Annotated in this window: 14 protein-coding genes; 9 read left to right on the top strand and 5 right to left on the bottom strand. The window is 71.8% G+C overall.

Annotated features, from left to right (window positions below):
• Nucleotides 1-110 precede the first annotated feature (110 nt).
• The 8 genes from ispG to ABZ801_RS09205 all read left to right on the top strand — a co-directional run bounded on the left by ispG (nucleotide 111) and on the right by ABZ801_RS09205 (nucleotide 11,258).
• Nucleotides 111-1,280, top strand: coding sequence for a flavodoxin-dependent (E)-4-hydroxy-3-methylbut-2-enyl-diphosphate synthase (gene ispG, locus ABZ801_RS09240; RefSeq protein WP_360694885.1), 1,170 nt, complete (start codon nucleotides 111-113; stop codon nucleotides 1,278-1,280).
• A 497-nt stretch (nucleotides 1,281-1,777) separates the two neighbouring features.
• Entirely contained in the window at nucleotides 1,778-3,376 is a 1,599-nt protein-coding gene (locus ABZ801_RS09235; protein WP_360694882.1) for an alpha/beta hydrolase, read from the top strand.
• 98 nt (nucleotides 3,377-3,474) lie between these two features.
• Nucleotides 3,475-5,052, top strand: coding sequence for an alpha/beta hydrolase (locus tag ABZ801_RS09230; protein WP_360694879.1), 1,578 nt, complete (start codon nucleotides 3,475-3,477; stop codon nucleotides 5,050-5,052).
• Nucleotides 5,053-5,214: 162 nt separating this feature from the next.
• A complete protein-coding gene (locus ABZ801_RS09225; RefSeq protein WP_360694876.1) occupies nucleotides 5,215-6,846 on the top strand; it encodes an alpha/beta hydrolase in 1,632 nt (543 codons plus the stop codon).
• A gap of 85 nt (nucleotides 6,847-6,931) precedes the next feature.
• Nucleotides 6,932-7,774: a DUF4081 domain-containing protein gene (locus tag ABZ801_RS09220; RefSeq protein ID WP_344948500.1), complete on the top strand. Its 843-nt coding sequence runs from the start codon at nucleotides 6,932-6,934 to the stop codon at nucleotides 7,772-7,774.
• A gap of 30 nt (nucleotides 7,775-7,804) precedes the next feature.
• Nucleotides 7,805-8,722: a hypothetical protein gene (locus ABZ801_RS09215; RefSeq protein ID WP_360694873.1), complete on the top strand. Its 918-nt coding sequence runs from the start codon at nucleotides 7,805-7,807 to the stop codon at nucleotides 8,720-8,722.
• Nucleotides 8,723-8,929: 207 nt separating this feature from the next.
• On the top strand, nucleotides 8,930-10,090 hold the full coding sequence (locus ABZ801_RS09210; RefSeq protein ID WP_360694870.1) for a S8 family peptidase: 1,161 nt from the start codon (nucleotides 8,930-8,932) through the stop codon (nucleotides 10,088-10,090).
• 244 nt (nucleotides 10,091-10,334) lie between these two features.
• Nucleotides 10,335-11,258: a hypothetical protein gene (locus ABZ801_RS09205; protein ID WP_360694867.1), complete on the top strand. Its 924-nt coding sequence runs from the start codon at nucleotides 10,335-10,337 to the stop codon at nucleotides 11,256-11,258.
• 206 nt (nucleotides 11,259-11,464) lie between these two features.
• Here the strand turns inward: ABZ801_RS09205 and ABZ801_RS09200 are convergent, their stop codons facing one another.
• Nucleotides 11,465-11,842, bottom strand: a complete 378-nt coding sequence (locus ABZ801_RS09200; protein ID WP_344948229.1) for a DUF3037 domain-containing protein — start codon at nucleotides 11,840-11,842, stop codon at nucleotides 11,465-11,467.
• Nucleotides 11,842-12,672 carry a HipA family kinase gene (locus tag ABZ801_RS09195; RefSeq protein ID WP_360694864.1) on the bottom strand — a complete coding sequence of 277 codons (831 nt, stop codon included), beginning with the start codon at nucleotides 12,670-12,672 and terminating at the stop codon, nucleotides 11,842-11,844. The genes ABZ801_RS09200 and ABZ801_RS09195 overlap by 1 nt, the downstream gene beginning before the upstream one ends.
• Before the next feature lie 61 nt (nucleotides 12,673-12,733).
• On the opposite strand from ABZ801_RS09195, the gene ABZ801_RS09190 reads away from it, so the two are divergent.
• Nucleotides 12,734-13,393, top strand: coding sequence for a cyclase family protein (locus tag ABZ801_RS09190; protein WP_360694861.1), 660 nt, complete (start codon nucleotides 12,734-12,736; stop codon nucleotides 13,391-13,393).
• On the opposite strand, the gene ABZ801_RS09185 is transcribed toward ABZ801_RS09190, so the two are convergent.
• The 3 genes from ABZ801_RS09185 to ABZ801_RS09175 form a co-directional block, all read right to left on the bottom strand.
• A complete protein-coding gene (locus tag ABZ801_RS09185; protein WP_360694858.1) occupies nucleotides 13,394-14,275 on the bottom strand; it encodes a TIGR03619 family F420-dependent LLM class oxidoreductase in 882 nt (293 codons plus the stop codon).
• Between the two features lie 167 nt (nucleotides 14,276-14,442).
• Nucleotides 14,443-15,693 (bottom strand): LLM class flavin-dependent oxidoreductase, encoded by a 1,251-nt coding sequence (locus ABZ801_RS09180; protein WP_360694855.1) that lies wholly within the window; start codon nucleotides 15,691-15,693, stop codon nucleotides 14,443-14,445.
• The gene (locus tag ABZ801_RS09175) at nucleotides 15,690-16,529 is read right to left on the bottom strand and encodes an alpha/beta fold hydrolase (RefSeq protein ID WP_360694852.1); all 840 of its coding nucleotides are present in this window, start codon (nucleotides 16,527-16,529) and stop codon (nucleotides 15,690-15,692) included. The genes ABZ801_RS09180 and ABZ801_RS09175 overlap by 4 nt, the downstream gene beginning before the upstream one ends.
• Nucleotides 16,530-16,580: the final 51 nt, after the last annotated feature.

The raw sequence follows: 16,580 nt of genomic DNA, 5'->3' as shown, positions 1-16,580 counted from the left end.
AAAGTATCGGATCGGTCATGACATCACCACTCACCGGGCATTCGACACCCGGTCGAGCCTTTCCATTCCCCCGCGCCGCCTAGGGTAGGAGGGCGAGGTAAAGGAGAGGGATGAGCGTTTCACTCGGTATTCCGACGGTCCGCGGCGACGAACCGCGCCGGTTGGCGCCGCGCCGCAGGTCGCGGCAGATCATGGTGGGGAACGTGCCGGTCGGCGGCGACGCGCCGGTGTCGGTGCAGTCGATGACGACGACGCTGACCGCCGACGTCAACGCCACGCTGCAGCAGATCGCCGAGCTGACCGCGTCCGGCTGCCAGATCGTGCGGGTCGCGGTGCCGTCGCAGGACGACGCCGACGCGCTGCCCGCCATCGCGCGCAAGTCCGCGATCCCGGTCATCGCCGACATCCACTTCCAGCCCAAGTACGTGTTCGCCGCCATCGAGGCGGGCTGCGCCGCGGTCCGCGTCAACCCCGGCAACATCAAGAAGTTCGACGACAAGGTCGGCGAGATCGCCAGGGCGGCCAAGGACGCCGGGGTGCCGATCCGCATCGGCGTCAACGCCGGCTCCCTCGACAAGCGCCTGCTGGCCAAGTACGGCAAGGCCACGCCCGAGGCCCTCGTGGAGTCGGCGCTGTGGGAGTGCTCGCTGTTCGAGGAGCACGACTTCCGCGACATCAAGATCTCGGTCAAGCACAACGACCCCGTGGTGATGGTCGAGGCGTACCGCCTGCTGGCCGAGCGCTGCGACTACCCCCTGCACCTGGGCGTCACCGAGGCCGGGCCCGCCTTCCAGGGCACCATCAAGTCCGCGGTCGCCTTCGGCGCGCTGCTGTCGCAGGGCATCGGCGACACCATCCGCGTGTCGCTGTCGGCCCCTCCGGTCGAGGAGGTCAAGGTCGGCATCGCCATCCTGGAGTCGCTCGGCCTGCGCGAGCGCGGCCTGGAGATCGTCTCCTGCCCGTCCTGCGGCCGCGCCCAGGTGGACGTCTACAAGCTCGCCGAAGAGGTCACCGCCGGTCTGAAGGACTTCCCCGTCCCGCTGCGCGTGGCCGTCATGGGCTGCGTGGTGAACGGTCCCGGCGAGGCCCGCGAGGCCGACCTCGGCGTGGCCTCCGGCAACGGCAAGGGCCAGATCTTCGTCAAGGGCCAGGTCATCAAGACCGTCCCCGAGGCGCAGATCGTCGAGACCCTGATCGAGGAGGCCATGCGCCTCGCCGAGGAGATGGGCATCGACATCGACGAGGACGGTTCCGCCGCCCCGCAGGTGACCGTCCACTGACCTCCCGCGCGCGGGCGCCCCACGCGCCCGCGCACACCCACACCTACGACATCTCGGGCGCTCCGCCGCCCCGCCCCCCTCGCTCCACGCTGGCCGCCCGCGTGGTTCCGGCGCATGTCACCAACCTCGCACCCGGCGCACTCCCGCGACCCGGCCGTGAATGCGCGTGACCAACGCCGTAGAAACCCGCTCCCAGGTCCTTTTCATGGCGCCTCCGCCACGCCCAGCCCTTCGTCCCTGAGCACCTTGCGCCGGGCGACCGCCCGCGCCGACCACCCATGCGCGTGAGCCCACGCGCCGGCTCAACCCCTGGACGCCCGGTCGCGTGGATACGGGGGGCCGGAAAAGGGGGTGGTTCGCGGAGTTTTCGGGATTCGTCACGATTGTGCATCACTCGCCGTTGGATCTCCCGTCGTACATGTCTCGATCGTCAATATTTCTCCGTTGTTCCGCTTGGTGGGCTCCATCGGGAGCCCGCGCGGACCGAGGGAGGATCCGTGAGGAGACTCGTACTGATCACCGCGGCGGTGAGCACCGGGCTCGCCGGCACCGCGGTGGCGGCATCGGCGGAGACGTCGGCGGGGGCGGGCGCGCCGGTGCGGCCGGCGATCGCGTGGACGGCCTGCCCGGACGACGATCCGCTCCTGGGCGGTGCGCTCAAGGGGCTGGAGTGCGGCACCCTGCGCGTGCCGCTGGACTACGCGGATCCGCGCGGCAAGACGATCAAGCTGGCGCTCACCCGGGCCAAGGCCACCGACACCAGGCGGTACGACGGCATCGTGCTGCTCAACCGGGGCGGCCCCGGAGGGTACGGGCGCGACCTGCCCACGCGGTTCACCAACCCCGCCAACGGCCTGCCCAGGGAGATCTCCGCACGGTACGACTGGATCGGGTTCGATCCGCGCGGTGTGGCGGCCAGCGAGCCGCAGATCGCGTGCGACCCCGGCTACCTGTACCCGGGCAGGGCGAGGCCGGACTACGTGCCCGGCAACGCCGCCGAGGAGGCGGCGTGGGCGAAGAAGGCCAAGGCGTTCGCCGACGACTGCGGTGACAGGTACGGCGCGACGCTCAAGCACATCACCACGCGGAACGTCGCCCGCGACATGGACGCCATCCGGGCCGCGCTGGGACAGCGGCAGACCAGCTACTTCGGCTACTCCTACGGCACGTACCTGGGCTCGGTCTACGCGTCGATGTTCCCGCGCAACGTCAAGCGGATGGTGCTGGACAGCGTCGTGCGGCCCAGCGGGGTGTGGTACGCCGACAACCTCGACCAGAACGAGGCCTTCCAGAAGCGCGCCGAGATCTTCTTCGACTGGATCGCCGACTGGAACTCCGTCTACCACCTCGGCACGACCGGTGAGCAGGTCGAGGCCGCCTTCCGCAAGGGGCGCGAGAAGATCAGGAAGGCGCCGGTGGACGGCAGGATCGGCCCCTCCGAGTACGACGACATCTTCCTGCCGGACGGCTACCGCAACTACACCTGGGTCGCGCACGCCCAGGCGCTGGCCGACTGGGTGCTGCGCGACGATCCGTCCGGGCTGCGCGACAACTTCGCCGAGCCCGCCTGGCTCGACCAGAACAGCTACGCCGTCTACACGTCGGTGGAGTGCCGGGACGCGCCGTGGCCGCGGAACTGGAGCCGCTGGCACGCCGACCACTCGCGCCAGTACCGGCAGGGCGCCACCTTCCTGACGTGGGGCAACGCCTGGTACAACGCGCCGTGCGCGTTCTGGCCGGTCAAGGGCGCCACGCCGCAGAGGATCGGGGCGGGCGGGGACGGTCCGCCGATCCTGATCGTCCAGCCGGAGAACGACGCGGCGACCCCGCTGCCCGGCGCCTACGAGGTGCACCGGCTGTTCCCCACCTCGCGGATGGTGCTGGAACTGGGCGGCAACAACCACGGCACCTCCATCACGGCCAACCGCAACCAGTGCATGAACGGCCACGTGTCGGCCTTCCTGGGCGACGGCACGCTGCCCGCCTCCAGGAAGGGCGCCGACGCGTTCTGCAAGGCCAACCCCGCCCCCACCCCGGCCGCCGTCTCGGCGGCGGTGAACGCCTCCGCCGCCGACGACGTCGCGGTGATCCGCTGACAAGCCCCAGGGCCCCGTTCCCCGCGCCGGAACGGGGCCCTGTTCTGCCCCGACCAACCCGTTCCCGAGGGGGTTCGTTGAGAAGGCTCGTATTGATCATGTCCGCCGCTGCGCTCGGCGTCGGCGGCACCGCGGTCGCCGCCAGCGCCGGGACGGCGTCCCCGGCGTCCCCGGCGGCCGCGCGTCCCGCCGCCGGGGGCCTGGCGTGGGGCGCGTGCCCCACCGACGTGACGGGCGGCGCGTACCTGCGCGACGCCGAGTGCGCCCAGCTGCAGGTGCCGCTCGACCACGCCAAGCCGAACGGCCGCAAGATCTCGATCGCGGTGTCCCGGGTGAAGGCCACCGACACGGCGAACTACCAGGGCGTCCTGCTCGCCAACCCGGGCGGTCCCGGCGGCGCCGGGCTGTACCTGGCGGGCGGGATGGCCGCGTGGCTGCCCCCGGAGGTCGCCGCCAAGTACGACATCATCGGGTTCGACCCGCGCGGCGTGGAGTCCAGCAAGCCGGCGCTGAGCTGCGTGCCCGACTACTCCGACCCGGTGCGGCCCGACTACGTGCCGTCCAACGGCAAGGAGGAGCGGGTCTGGCTGGCGCGCTCGAAGAAGTACGCCAAGGCGTGCGGTGAGAAGTACGGCTGGATGTTGCCGCACATGCGCACCACCGACTCGGCCCGCGACATCGACGCGATCCGCAAGGCGCTCGGCGCCCAGCAGATCAGCTACTACGGCTTCTCCTACGGCACGTACCTGGGCGCGACGTACGCGACGCTGTTCCCCGGCAACGTCAAGCGGATGGTGTGGGACGGCAACGTCGACGTCCGCGACGTCTGGTACCAGTCCCAGCTCAACCAGAACGAGGCGTTCGAGCGCAACATGAAGCTCTGGTGGGCGTGGACGGCCAAGTACGACTCGCTCTACCACCTCGGCGCGACCGCCAAGGAGGTCGAGGCGACGTACTACCGGATCCGGGCCGAGGCCAAGAAGTCCCCGATCGGCGGCAAGGTCGGCCCGTCCGAGCTGGACGACATCGTGCTCAGCGCGGGCTACAACACCGTGTACTACACCTACTTCGCCCAGGCGCTGTCGGCGTGGGCGACGAACAAGGACGCCGGGCCGCTGCTGGAGTGGGTCAGCGAGGGCGGCGGCGACAACGGCTTCGCCGTCTACAACGCCGTGCAGGCCGTGGACGCCCCCTGGCCGCCGAAGTGGAAGACCTGGCACAACGACGCCGTCCGCCAGTACCGCAGCGGCATCCGCTTCAACTCCTGGTCCAACACCTGGTTCAACGCGCCGATCCACTTCTGGCCCGCCACGGGCGGACGCGCGTTCAAGGTCGGCGACAAGAGCAGGAAGGTGCCCCCGTTCCTGCTGGTGCAGTCCACGCTGGACGCGGCCACCCCGTACCCGGGCGGCCCGCAGATGCGCAAGCTGTTCCCGTCCGCGCGGCTGATCGCCGAGGAGGGCGGCAAGACGCACGGCAACACCCTCAACGGCAACGCCTGCCTGGACGACCGGGTCGCCGCGTACCTGAACGCGGGGACGCTGCCGGCCCGCAGGCCGGGCCAGGGCGCGGACGTCACCTGCCAGGCCGACCCCAGGCTGAACGACCCGAACCCGTACGCGGTCAAGGCCGCGACGGCGCCCAAGGGCAAGGACGTGCTGATCGGCCGTCCCTGATCCCGGACTGATCCCGGACTGACCTCGGACGCCTTCCGGTGAGACGACGCCCGCGGACCGCACGGCCGGTCCGCGGGCGTCGGCTTTGCCGGTGTATCGCGCGGAATCGCGCTGATCCGGCGCTCCCGGACCGGGACGCGTCCGCCCGGTAGATAACGAGGGGTGCTCACTGTCTTCTCTGCGGGCGGGGCGCCGGTCGGCGGGACCGGCAAGGGCGCCGCCGCCGCGGCGGCGGCCACGGCCCTCGCCCTCACCGTGCTCGCGCCGCTCCCGGCGGCCGCCTCGACCGCCCGGCCGCCGCGCCTGTCCTGGAGCCCCTGCCCGGCCAACGACCCGGTCGAGAAGACCGCACTGCGGGGCATGGAGTGCGCCACGCTGGCCGTCCCGCTCGACCACGCCCGCCCCCGCGGCAGGAAGATCAGGCTCGCGCTGACCCGGATCCGGCACACTTCCCGCACCTTCCAGGGCGTGGTGCTCCTCAACCGCGGCGGTCCCGGCGCGCACGCCCGCGACCTGCCGCGCTTCGTGACCGGCAATCTGGACAAGAAGGTCGCCGCGCAGTACGACTGGATCGGCCTGGACCCGCGCGGCGTGGGCGGCAGCAGGCCCGCCCTCGTCTGCGACCGCACGTACCAGGACCCGGGACGGCCCCGCGCCCCCTACGTGCCGCGCAGCGCCGCCGAGGAGCGCGCCTGGAAGAACCGGGCCCGCCGCTTCGCCGACGACTGCGCCCGCCGCTACCGCTCGATCCTGCCGTATATGCGCACGGTGGACTCCGCCCGCGACATCGACTACGTCCGCGCCGCCCTCCGCCAGAAGAAGGTCACCTACTTCGCCTACTCGTACGGCACGTACCTGGGCGCGGTGTACGCGTCGATGTATCCGCACCGGGTACGGCGCATGGTGCTCGACAGCGTGATCCGGCCGAGCGCCGTGTGGTATCCCAGCAACCTCTTCCAGAACGTCGTGTTCGAGAGCCGCATCCAGTCCTTCTTCGCGTGGATCGCCCGCAACCACAGGACGTACAAGCTGGGACGCACCCGTGAGGCCGTGGCCCGGTCCTACGCCAAGGTGCACAGGGCGGTCACCCGCAAACCCGTCAACGGCCGGGTCGGTCCGTCCGAACTGGACGACGTGTTCCTCACCGACGGTTACAACAACCGGACCTGGCCGGCGCACGCGCGCGCGCTGTCGGACTACCTCGTGCGACGCGACCCCAAGCCGCTGGGCAAGCTCTGGCACAAACCGACATGGCTGGACCAGAACAACTACACCGTCTACAACGCGGTGGAGTGCCGTGACGCGGCCTGGCCCCGCAACTGGGCCCGCTGGCACCGCGACGCCTCGCGGCTCTACCGCGAGGGTTATCGTTTCGAGACTTGGAGCAACACCTGGTACAACGCTCCGTGCGCCTTCTGGCGGGTGCCCGGGGGACCGAAACCCGCCGTCCGAAACAGGCGCGGGCTGCCCCCGATGCTGCTGGTCGCCAGTACCGGGGACGCCGCCACCCCGTACGCCGGCGCGCTGGAGACGCACCGGCTGTTCCCGCGCTCCCGGCTGATCACGCAGGTCCGCGGCGGAAACCACGGCGTCACCTTCAGCGGGGACCGGTGCGTGGACAAGGCCGTGGCCGCCTACCTCGCCACCGGCGCGCTGCCGCCGTCCCACGCCGGCTCGGACCTGGCGTGCCCCGCTCCGCCCCCGCCCAAAGCCGGCACCGTGCGGCGGGAACGCCGCACCGGTCCTGCGGAAGGAGCGCCGGAAGGGGAGCCGGTTGCCACGGCCGGGCGGTGAACGTCATAGGCTTGTTACGTGGTGCTGACGAACGTGGCCTGCGCGTGGCGGCCACTGCCCTCAGGGGGCCGGTAAGGCCATGCGCATGCTGGGGTCGCTGCCGGTGCGGGTTCTCGACGACCGCCACCGCGACGAGGCGCTGGCCATCCTCGACGCCGACCCGGTGGCCAACGTCTTCGTCGGTTCCCGCGTGCACGCCTCCGGGCTCGACCCCGGCCGGCTCGGCGCGCAGATGTGGGGCTACCTGAGGGACGGACGCCCGACCGCGCTGTGCTACTCGGGCGCCAACCTCATCCCCGTCAACGCCGACTCGGCCGCGGTGCGGGCGTTCGCCGAACGGGCCCGCGCCCAGGGCCGCCGCTGCTCGTCCATCGTCGGCCCGATAGACGCGGTCGGCGAGATGTGGGAGATCCTCGAACCGTACTGGGGGCCGCCCCGGGCGATCCGGTCCGTCCAGCCGGTCATGTCGACCTCGACGATGCCGCCCGTGCCCGCCGACCCGCACGTGCGGCGGGTGCGCATGGACGACTTCGACCTCGTCTACCCCGCCTGCGTGGCGATGTTCACCGAGGAGGTGGGCGTCTCCCCGCACGCCGGGGACGGCGGGGTGCTCTACCGCGCGCGGGTCGCCGAGCTGATCCGCGCGGGCCGCGCGTTCGCCCGCATCGAGGACGGCCGGGTCATGTTCAAGGCCGAGGTGGGCGCCGTCACCCCGTACGCGTGCCAGGTGCAGGGCGTGTGGGTGCCGCCCGACCTGCGCGGACGCGGCCTGTCGGTGGGCGGCATGGCGGCGCTGGTGGAGGAGTGCCTGCGCACCGTCGCGCCGACCGTGACGCTGTACGTCAACGACTACAACGCGCGGGCGCGCGCCGCGTACCGGCGTGTCGGCTTTGTGGAGGTCGACACGTTCATGTCGATTCTTTTCTGAGTGGGACGCGCCGACCGCTAGCATCCGGCCGTGGAGTTCGCCGGCGCGTTACGGCAGGCCATCCAGGGCAGCGGCCTGACCCTGGAGCGCATACGCCACCGTCTCGCCCGCCGCGGAGTGTCGGTCAGCGTGGCGACGCTGAGCTACTGGCAGCGCGGGCGCAGCCGGCCCCGGTCCCGCCCCGTCGTGGCGGCGCTGGAGGAGATCCTGCAGGTGCCCGCCGGGACGCTCACCGGCCTGCTGGACGAGCCGCCGGGCCCGGGCGGCGCCGTCGCCGGGCGCGGCGCGGCGGGCTGGAGCGACCGCGCCGACCGCGCGCGTGCCGCCGCCGACCTGTGGCCCGATCCCGAGCTGTACGCACGCGTCGTCGGGCAGCTCGACCGCTCGGCCGACCACCGGCTCGAACGCCTCAGCGCCCACGACGTGTACCGGCTGGACGCCTCGCGCCGTCCCCGCTCGCTGTCGGTGCGCGAGGTGCTGCGCGCGATCGGCGACGACGTCGACCGCGTCGTGTGCGTCCATCCCCTCGCCCTCCCGGCGGACGCCCCCGCGGACGGGGCGCCGCGCGCGGACCTGACCGGGCTGCGGTACTGTCGCGCCGGGCGGATCCGGGCCGGGGCCGGGCTGATGGCGTTCGAGCTGGTCCTGGACCGCGTCCTGGCGGCCGGGGACACCGCCGTCGTCGAATACGAGCTCGTCCTGCCCGCCGACGGACCGCCCGCGGCGGACTACCGGCGCCGTTTCCACCGTCCGGTGCGTGATTATCTTTCGGTTGTGCAGTTTCATCAGGAAATGATTCCCGCGCGCTGCTATGGTTTCTTCCAGGAAACCGGCGGCGCGCCTCGGGAACGGCTCGGCGAGCTGTGGATCGGCGCGTCCGGAAGCGCCCACATCGCCGCCGGGGCGGTCAGGCGCGGCGTCCTCGGCGTCGAATGGGAATGGGACTGACCGAACCGGCCCGCGAAACGTCGCCGCATTCGAAACGTGCCGTCCGAAAACGCGGATCCCGGCAAACGTCGCTGACGCGAACGCGACGCAATCGTTATCCAGAGGGCTCGATGTGAAATTCGGGGTCCCCTCGAAAACATTGACGGAAGTCCCGCCCCGAAACGAGGATCTCATCGGTCCCCCCGTCCTCCCGCACACGGAGAAACGATGAGACGACGTACCCTGCCCATCGCCGTCCTCGCCGCCGTCCCCCTGGCCGTGGCGGGCGCCCTGCCCGCCGGCGCCGCTCCCGCCGCCCCCGCCGTTCCCGTCGCCATGGCGGCCTCCGGCCAGGGCGTCGCCGGACAGTACATCGTGACGCTCAAGAAGGGCGTCTCGGTCGACTCGACCGTCTCCAAGCGCGGAATCCGCACCCAGTACCGCTTCGGCAAGGTGCTGAACGGCTTCTCCGCCAAGCTCACCGACGCCCAGCTGGCCAAGCTGCGCACCACCCCGGGCATCGCGTCCATCGAGCAGGACGCCGTCATCAAGGCCGACGCCACGCAGACCAACCCGCCGTCGTGGGGCATCGACCGCATCGACCAGACGAACCTGCCGCTGTCGAACAGCTACACCTACAACTCCACCGGCGCGGGCGTGAACGCCTACATCATCGACACCGGCATCTACACCGCGCACTCCAACTTCGGCGGCCGCGCCACCAACGTCTACGACGCCCTCGGCGGCAACGGCCAGGACTGCAACGGCCACGGCACCCACGTCGCGGGCACCGTCGGCAGCTCCAGCTACGGCGTCGCGAAGTCGGTCAACCTGCGCGGCGTGCGCGTGCTCAACTGCAGCGGCAGCGGCACCACCTCCGGTGTCATCGCCGGCATGAACTGGGTGGCCAGCAACCACGTCAAGCCCGCCGTGGCGAACATGTCGCTGGGCGGCGGCTACTCCGCCTCCATCAACACGGCCGCCAACAACCTGGCCAACGCCGGCGTGTTCCTGGCCGCCGCCGCGGGCAACGAGAACACCAACGCCTGCAACCGCTCGCCGGCCAGCGCCGCCAACGCCACCACGGTCGCCGCGAGCACCAGCACCGACGCCCGGGCCTCGTACAGCAACTACGGCTCCTGCGTCCACCTGTACGCGCCCGGCTCCTCCATCACCTCCACCTGGCTGAACGGCGGCACCAACACCATCAGCGGCACGTCGATGGCGACGCCGCACGTGGCCGGGGTCGCCGCCCTGTACAAGGCGACCTACGGCGACGCGTCGTTCAGCACCATCCGCAGCTGGCTGACCAGCAACGCCACCTCCGGCGTCATCACCGGGAACCCGGCCGGCACCCCGAACCTGCTGCTGAACAAGCGCTCCCTGTGACGGGTGGACCAGCGCCAGGTGTCCGCGCGTCCGGCGCATGACTCCGTGTGACGGAACCCCGCCGCGCAGACCCTGACACGGGCCCCGCGAAGCCGCTCCGGCGGCTCGCGGGGTCCCTGTTTTGTGGAAACTTGCCCGTTGGAAAAAGCCGGGCCGTCGTCTTACAGTTACCCCGGAGGTTTTCACTGCTGTTGTCAAGGCCGATGACAGGGGGCGCGGCCGTTGCCCTGTCTACCGGAGGCCGATGATGACGGTGCAGAGCGTCACGACGGAGGACGACCTCGTCCAGGTGCTGCGGTACGGCCCGTTCAACGTGGCCCTGCACGCGGCGATCCAGGCGCGCGGGCTCAGCCTGGAGGCCCTGCGGCGACGGCTGGAGGACCAGGGCATCGCGGTCAGCCTGTCCACCCTCAGCTACTGGCAGCGCGGCCGCACCCGCCCCGAACGCGCCGACTCGCTGCGCGCGGTGCGGGCGCTGGAGGTCATCCTCGGCCTGCCGCGGCACTCCCTGCTCACCCTGCTCAAGCCGACCGCCGAACGGTCGGCCGGCCCCTGGCTGCCGGTGGAGGCGCTGTGCCCCGAGCCGGGCGTGCGCGACCTGGTGGACGAGATCGGCGAGCGCGGCGAACGCCAGCTCACCGGGCTCAGCCTGCACGACCAGTACGTCCTCGGCCCCGAGGGGGAGCTGCGCGAGGTGCGCACCCGCGCGGTGTTCCAGGCACAGCAGCGCGGCGCCGACCGCTGGATCGCCGTCTACCACCACCCGCACGGCGTCCTGCCGACCTCCCGCACCGCGCACGGCTGCCGCTTCGGCCGCGTCCGCATGGACGGCGCCAGCGGCCTGATCGCCGCCGAGCTGCTGTTCGACCGGGCCCTCGGCCGCGGCGAGACGTACCTGCTGGAGTACGGGTTCGGCTTCGAGGAGACCGGCGGCCCGCCCGTCACCGAGGAGGGCCGCGGCTTCCGCACCCCGCAGCACGAGTACCTCATCGAGGTGCGCTTCCACCCGTCCGCCCTGCCCGCCCGCTGCTACCGCACCTGGCGCCCCGACGCCCACACGGCCCTGAAGGACTCGGCCGACCTGCGCATGTCCGCCTACCACAGCGTCCACTTCATCGAGTTCGGCATGGCCGCCGGCTACCACGGCATCCGCTGGGAATGGACCTGACTCATCGCTTCCGCGACCTCGCCCCCTCGCCAGGCGGCTCGGGGGCGAATCGCGAAAGCAGCGAGCGCGGCATCGCTTCGCGATCTGCGGGTGAAGCTTCGCCTGGCGGCTCGCTTCACCCGCAGGTGGCGCGCTCGCGGTGGGGATGCGGCACGGCGGGTGGTTGTGCGGATGCGGCATCGCGCCAACGCGGCGGCTTTGCGCGGTTACTTGACGAGCAGGTCGAGGAGGCGGGTCAGTTCGGCGGCCGGGTCGTCGGTGAGGCCGGCGTGGACGGGGCCCGGCTGGACGATGGTGCTGCGCGGGGCGGTGAGCCAGCGGAAGCGGCCGCCCGGGGGTTCCTCGGCGGCCTGGCCGGCGCGTTCGCCGCCGCAGCACAGGGCGTCCACAGCGTGCAGGGCCTTGCGGACGCCGTCCAGGTCGAGGGACGGGTCGAGGGCGAGCAGGCGGCGTTCGTCCAGGTGCGTCCGGCAGCCCAGGAAGTCCTTGGCGCGGCAGTAGACGACGACGCCCACGTTCATGGCCTCGCCGCGTTCGACCCGGGGCACGACGCGCAGCGTGGCGTACTCGAAGACGGTGCTCATCAGGAGCCACCCCCGCCCAGCCAGCTCGGGCGCTTCTCGCCGCGGCGCGTTCCGGTGTCGGGCCGGCGGTGCGCGACGTCCAGCTGCGGCAGCCAGTCGCGGGGGTTGGCGGCGCGGGCGAGCAGCAGCTCGACGTAGGCGTCGCGGGCGGCGTCCGGGCCGTCGAAGTTGGGGTCGCCGTCCAGCCAGCGGTCGGGCACCAGGCCGAGGATCTCCCGCAGGAGGGGCTCGGTGATACGGGGCGCGAACTCGGCCTCGGCGTCCGCCAGGCCGGTCGCGTAGCGGGTGAGGACGTGGTCGTCCACGTCGTACGGACCGGAGAACACACGGGAGGCGTTGGCCCAGGCGTGGTGGAAGTACAGGCTGGCGCCGTGGTCGATCAGCCACACGTCGCCGTGCCAGACCAGCATGTTGGGGTTGCGCCAGCTGCGGTCCACGTTGCCGATGAACGCGTCGAACCACAGGACCCGGGAGGCGAACCCGGCGTCGGGCGTCCAGCCGAGCGGGTCGAAGCCGAGCGAGCCGGGCAGGAAGTCGACGCCGAGGTTCCAGCCGGTGCTGGCCTTGAGCAGGTCCTGCACGTCGGGGTCGGGCTCGTGCCGTCCGATCACCGGATCCAGATCGATGATCACCTGGTCGGGGACGCGCAGGCCGAGGCGGCGGCCCAGCTCTCCGGCGATCACCTCGGCGACCAGGGCCTTGCGGCCCTGCCCGGCGCCGGTGAACTTCATGACGTAGGTGCCGAGGTCGTCGGCCTCGACGACGCCGGGCAGCGAGCCGCCCTCTCGCAGGGGCGTCACGTATCTGATGGCGGTCACGAGCGGCAACACGCGATCACGCTATCCGGTGCGGGCACCGTGCGGGGAGTCGGGCGGCTGGAAGGATGGGCGTATGTCGACGCTCGTGGACCTGTCGGTGCCCGTCGTGACCGGGATGCCGGTGTACCCGGGCGATCCCCAGGTGGAGATCGGCCGGGCGCTGACGGTGGCGCGGGACGGCGTGAACGTGCAGCGGATGCACCTGGGGTCGCAGTCCGGCACGCACGTGGACGCGCCGTACCACGTCGACGACGCGTGGCCTCGCCTGGGCGAGGTGCCGCTCGGCCGGTTCACCGGCCCGGCGGTGGTCATGGACGCGCGCGGGCTGCCGCCCCGTACCGCGATCGGCCCCGAAGCGCTGCCGGACGGCCTGGCGCCGGGCGTGGTGCTGCTCATCGCGACCGGGTGGTCCGCGCGGTGGGGGACCGAGGAGTACCTGGCGCATCCGTATCCGGCGGTGGAGACGGCCGAGGCGATCGTGGCGGCCGGGGTCCGCACGGTGGGCATCGACGCGCTCAGCGTCGACCGCACGCCGCCGCCGGGCGACGAGACGTTCTCGCTGGACGCGCACCGTGCGCTGTGCGGCGCCGGGGCCGTGATCGCGGAGAACCTCACCGGCCTCGACGTCCTGCTGGAGGCGCAGGCGGCGGGGCGGCGCGTCGAGGTGTCGATGTTCCCGATCCGGCTGGACGGGGACGGTGCGCCGGTGCGCGCGGTCGCCCGGGTGGACTGATCACATCTTGGCGATGACCTCCTCGGCGAAGCGCTCCATGGTGGCGAGCTTGAGCGCGAGGGTGCGGCCGTGGCGGGCCTTCTCGTCCGGGGTGGCCAGCCACCAGGGCGCGGCCATGGTGCCGGTGACGCCGCGGTCGGCCCATCTGCGGTAGAGGTCGGCGCTGGGCATGGCGGCGATCGGCGCGATCACCCTGAGGTCGTCGAGCGTGCGGCCGTGCTCGGACAGGTGCCGCGTGAGGCGGGCGAGCAGCTCGGCGAGCTGGTCCTCGGTGTAGACGCGGTTGCCGATCCAGCCGTCGCCGACGCGGGCGGCGCGGCGCAGGGCGGCGTCGCTGTCGCCGCCGATGTAGACGGGGACGGGTCGGTCCGGGACGGGCGCGATGCTCAGCGGCCCGAAGTCGTAGTGGGTGCCGTGGTGCTCGACCGTCCCGCCCCGCCAGAGCGTCCGCAGGGCGGGGATCATCTCGTCCAGGCGCCTGCCGCGCGTGTGGAAGTCCTGCCCGGTCTGCAGGAACTCGTCCTTGCACCATCCGACGCCCAGGCCGAGGATCGTGCGGTCGCCCGACAGGACGGCGGCCGTGGACACCGCCTTGGCGACGGTGAACAGGTCGCGGGCGGGAGCGATGTAGACGTTGGTGGCGAAGCGGACCCGTTCGGTGACGGCGGCCATCGCGCCTATCGTCACCCACACGTCCGGCCAGTGCGTGTCGGGCTTGTACGGGGGCGCGCCGGTGTCGCTGTAGGGGTAGGCGGACTGGTAGTCGGTGTAGAAGATGTGGTCCGACACCGCCACCGTGGCGTATCCGAGCCGGTCCGCCGCCTTGGCCAGCGGAACGAACTCGTGGGTGTCGACGAACGCGGCCCCGAGCCAGAACTCCATGCGCGTCTCCTTCCACGGCGGCCTCCCGCGCCGGGCCCCGGAAGGGACCGGGGCCCGCGTAACCCTGGGGGGACGACCCCCCTTCAACCCCCCGAGCCTTCAACCCCCCGAGACTGACCGGCATCCCTACACTCCGCTGCGCTCCATTACGGGTGCCGGTCAGTCGGTCAGTCCTGGAACTCGGGGATGACCTTGGTGGCGAACATCTCGAGGTTGCGCTTGACCGTGTCGGTCGGCAGCACGCCCTGCTGGCCCTGCATGAACAGCCCGAACCACTCCAGGTCGGGCATGCGGTCGAGCATGCGCTGGATGCCGCGCTTGACGTCGTCCGGGGTGCCCAGCAGCGCCAGCTCCACCTCGCTCATGCGGTTGAAGTCGCCCTTCTCCGGCGAGATGGGCTGGTGCCGGTCGTCCTCCTTCTTGCGCAGCACCTCCAGGTAGCCGAAGGGGCCGAAGAACGCGGCGAAATCCTTCTGCATGCCCTTGCCGTAGATCTCGACGGCCTCCTCCTTGGTGTCGGCCATGCCGACGACCTTCAGGATGCCGGTGTGCTCGCCGAGCCTGTAGTTCCGTCCGGCCTTGGCGCACTCCTCCTGGTAGAGCCTGGCCTTCTTGGCGTGCTCGTCGGGGTTGGGGGTGAACATCCACGGCAGGATGTCCTCCTGCGCGCAGCGGATGACCGACCGGTCGGAGATGGTGAACGGCTGCCACAGCTCCGGGTGCGGGTTCTGGTACGGGCGCGGGCACACCGACACCGACCGGATCACGCCGTCGTCGTCGATCTCGCCGGGGGCGCCGAACGCGCGGGTCCACTCGGCGGCGGGCCAGCCCTCGATGCCGCTGAACGGGGCCGGGATCTCGTAGTCCAGCACGTCGCTCTTGTAGCGCAACGAGTCCTGCGTCCACGCCAGCTTCATGATCTTCAGGATCTCGCCGAAGACGTCGAAGTTGCGGGTGTCGGACGCCGAGCCGTCCGAGCGGGCCGCGGCGGTGTGCCAGCGCTGGCCGAGCACGTTCATCCACCGGTTCTGGTAGCCGCGCGCCACGCCCAGGCGCAGCCGGCCCTTGGAGAAGTGGTCCAGCAGCGCCACGTCCTCGGCCGCGCGGATCGGGTCCCAGGCGGGCAGGACGAGCCCGAGCGGGGCCAGCAGGATCCGTTCGGTGCGGGCGGCCAGGTCGGTGAGGAACATCAGCGGGTTGACCGAGAACTCGAACCCTTCGGAATGGAAGTGGTGCTCGGTCATCATCAGCGCGTCGAACCCGATCTGGTCGGCGTGCACGGCGATGTCGCGCACCTCGTCCAGCAGCTTCTGGTACGACTCGACGTCGCGGCCGATCGGCCGCCGGGCCTTGGCGTTCTCCTCGGCGGCGTACCCGGATCCGGGGATCTGGGGGTTCATCATGATCGCAAACTTCACGCGGGCATCTCCTTGTCGAGCGTGTCGAGCCTGTCGAGTTCGGCGAGCCAGGCGGTGGCGACGTGCAGGAACTCCGCCGGCCGCTCGGCGTGCAGCCGGTGCCCGCCGCCCGGCCAGGCCAGGGCGCGGGAGGCGGGATGCTTGAACAGGCCGCGTTCCCAGTCGGCGGACCCGGCCTGGGCGTGCGACCAGCACGACAGCACCGGGCAGGCGCGGCGGGCCAGGTAGGCGTCGGCGGCGGGACGCACGCCGAACTGGCCGTCGCCGATGTACATCCCGGCGAACGCCTCGGCCAGGGCGCGCGGCGACGTACCGAGGATCTTGCGCCGGTGCCACTCGCGCAGCCACGGCGGCGAGGCGGGGGTGTAGCACCAGGCGTCGTTGGCCAGCGCGGTGCCGTACGGGTCGGTGCGCAGCCCCTCGATCATCGCGGGGAACGCGGCGGCGATCTCCGGCGGCTGCCCGTATCCGGGGTCGACGCAGACCAGGGCGCGCACCCGGCCGGGGTGCTCGACGGCGAGCGCGCTGACCACCAGGGCGCCCATGGAGTGCCCGAACGCGGTGACGCGCGGCACGTCCAGGTGGTCCAGCAGGCGCACCAGGTCGGCGGCCAGGTCGCGCGGCCGGTACCCGGAGTCGGGCGCCGAGGAGTAGCCGTGGCCGCGCAGGTCGGGGGCGATGACGCGGTGCTCGGCGGCCAGGTGCGGCAGGTGCGGCACCCAGTCGTGGGAGTCGGCGCCGAAGCCGTGCACCAGCAGCAGGGGGACGCCGTTCGCGGCGGACGGTCCGTCGTCGGTGTAGAACAGGCGGACCTCGCCGAGCTCCGCGAAAGGCATGGCCCCTCCGATCGATCCGTCCGGACGGCGGTCCCGTCGAACTTCCCCGAA

It is taken from the genome of Actinomadura sp. NPDC047616 (assembly GCF_040642915.1).
Lineage (GTDB): Bacteria > Actinomycetota > Actinomycetes > Streptosporangiales > Streptosporangiaceae > Spirillospora > Spirillospora miaoliensis.
The sequence above is the reverse complement of the archived record's forward strand: the minus strand, read 5'-3'. Positions and strand labels throughout refer to the sequence as shown.

Excerpts from the sequence above, each read along its gene's own strand:
- ispG (WP_360694885.1), top strand. The coding sequence starts at position 111 with ATGAGCGTTTCACTCGGTATTCCGACGGTCCGCGGCGACGAACCGCGC.
- ABZ801_RS09205 (WP_360694867.1), top strand. The coding sequence starts at position 10,335 with ATGATGACGGTGCAGAGCGTCACGACGGAGGACGACCTCGTCCAGGTG.
- ABZ801_RS09190 (WP_360694861.1), top strand. The coding sequence starts at position 12,734 with ATGTCGACGCTCGTGGACCTGTCGGTGCCCGTCGTGACCGGGATGCCG.
- ABZ801_RS09185 (WP_360694858.1), bottom strand. The coding sequence starts at position 14,275 with ATGGAGTTCTGGCTCGGGGCCGCGTTCGTCGACACCCACGAGTTCGTT.
- ABZ801_RS09210 (WP_360694870.1), top strand. The coding sequence starts at position 8,930 with ATGAGACGACGTACCCTGCCCATCGCCGTCCTCGCCGCCGTCCCCCTG.
- ABZ801_RS09220 (WP_344948500.1), top strand. The coding sequence starts at position 6,932 with ATGCTGGGGTCGCTGCCGGTGCGGGTTCTCGACGACCGCCACCGCGAC.
- ABZ801_RS09230 (WP_360694879.1), top strand. The coding sequence starts at position 3,475 with ATGTCCGCCGCTGCGCTCGGCGTCGGCGGCACCGCGGTCGCCGCCAGC.
- ABZ801_RS09200 (WP_344948229.1), bottom strand. The coding sequence starts at position 11,842 with ATGAGCACCGTCTTCGAGTACGCCACGCTGCGCGTCGTGCCCCGGGTC.
- ABZ801_RS09175 (WP_360694852.1), bottom strand. The coding sequence starts at position 16,529 with ATGCCTTTCGCGGAGCTCGGCGAGGTCCGCCTGTTCTACACCGACGAC.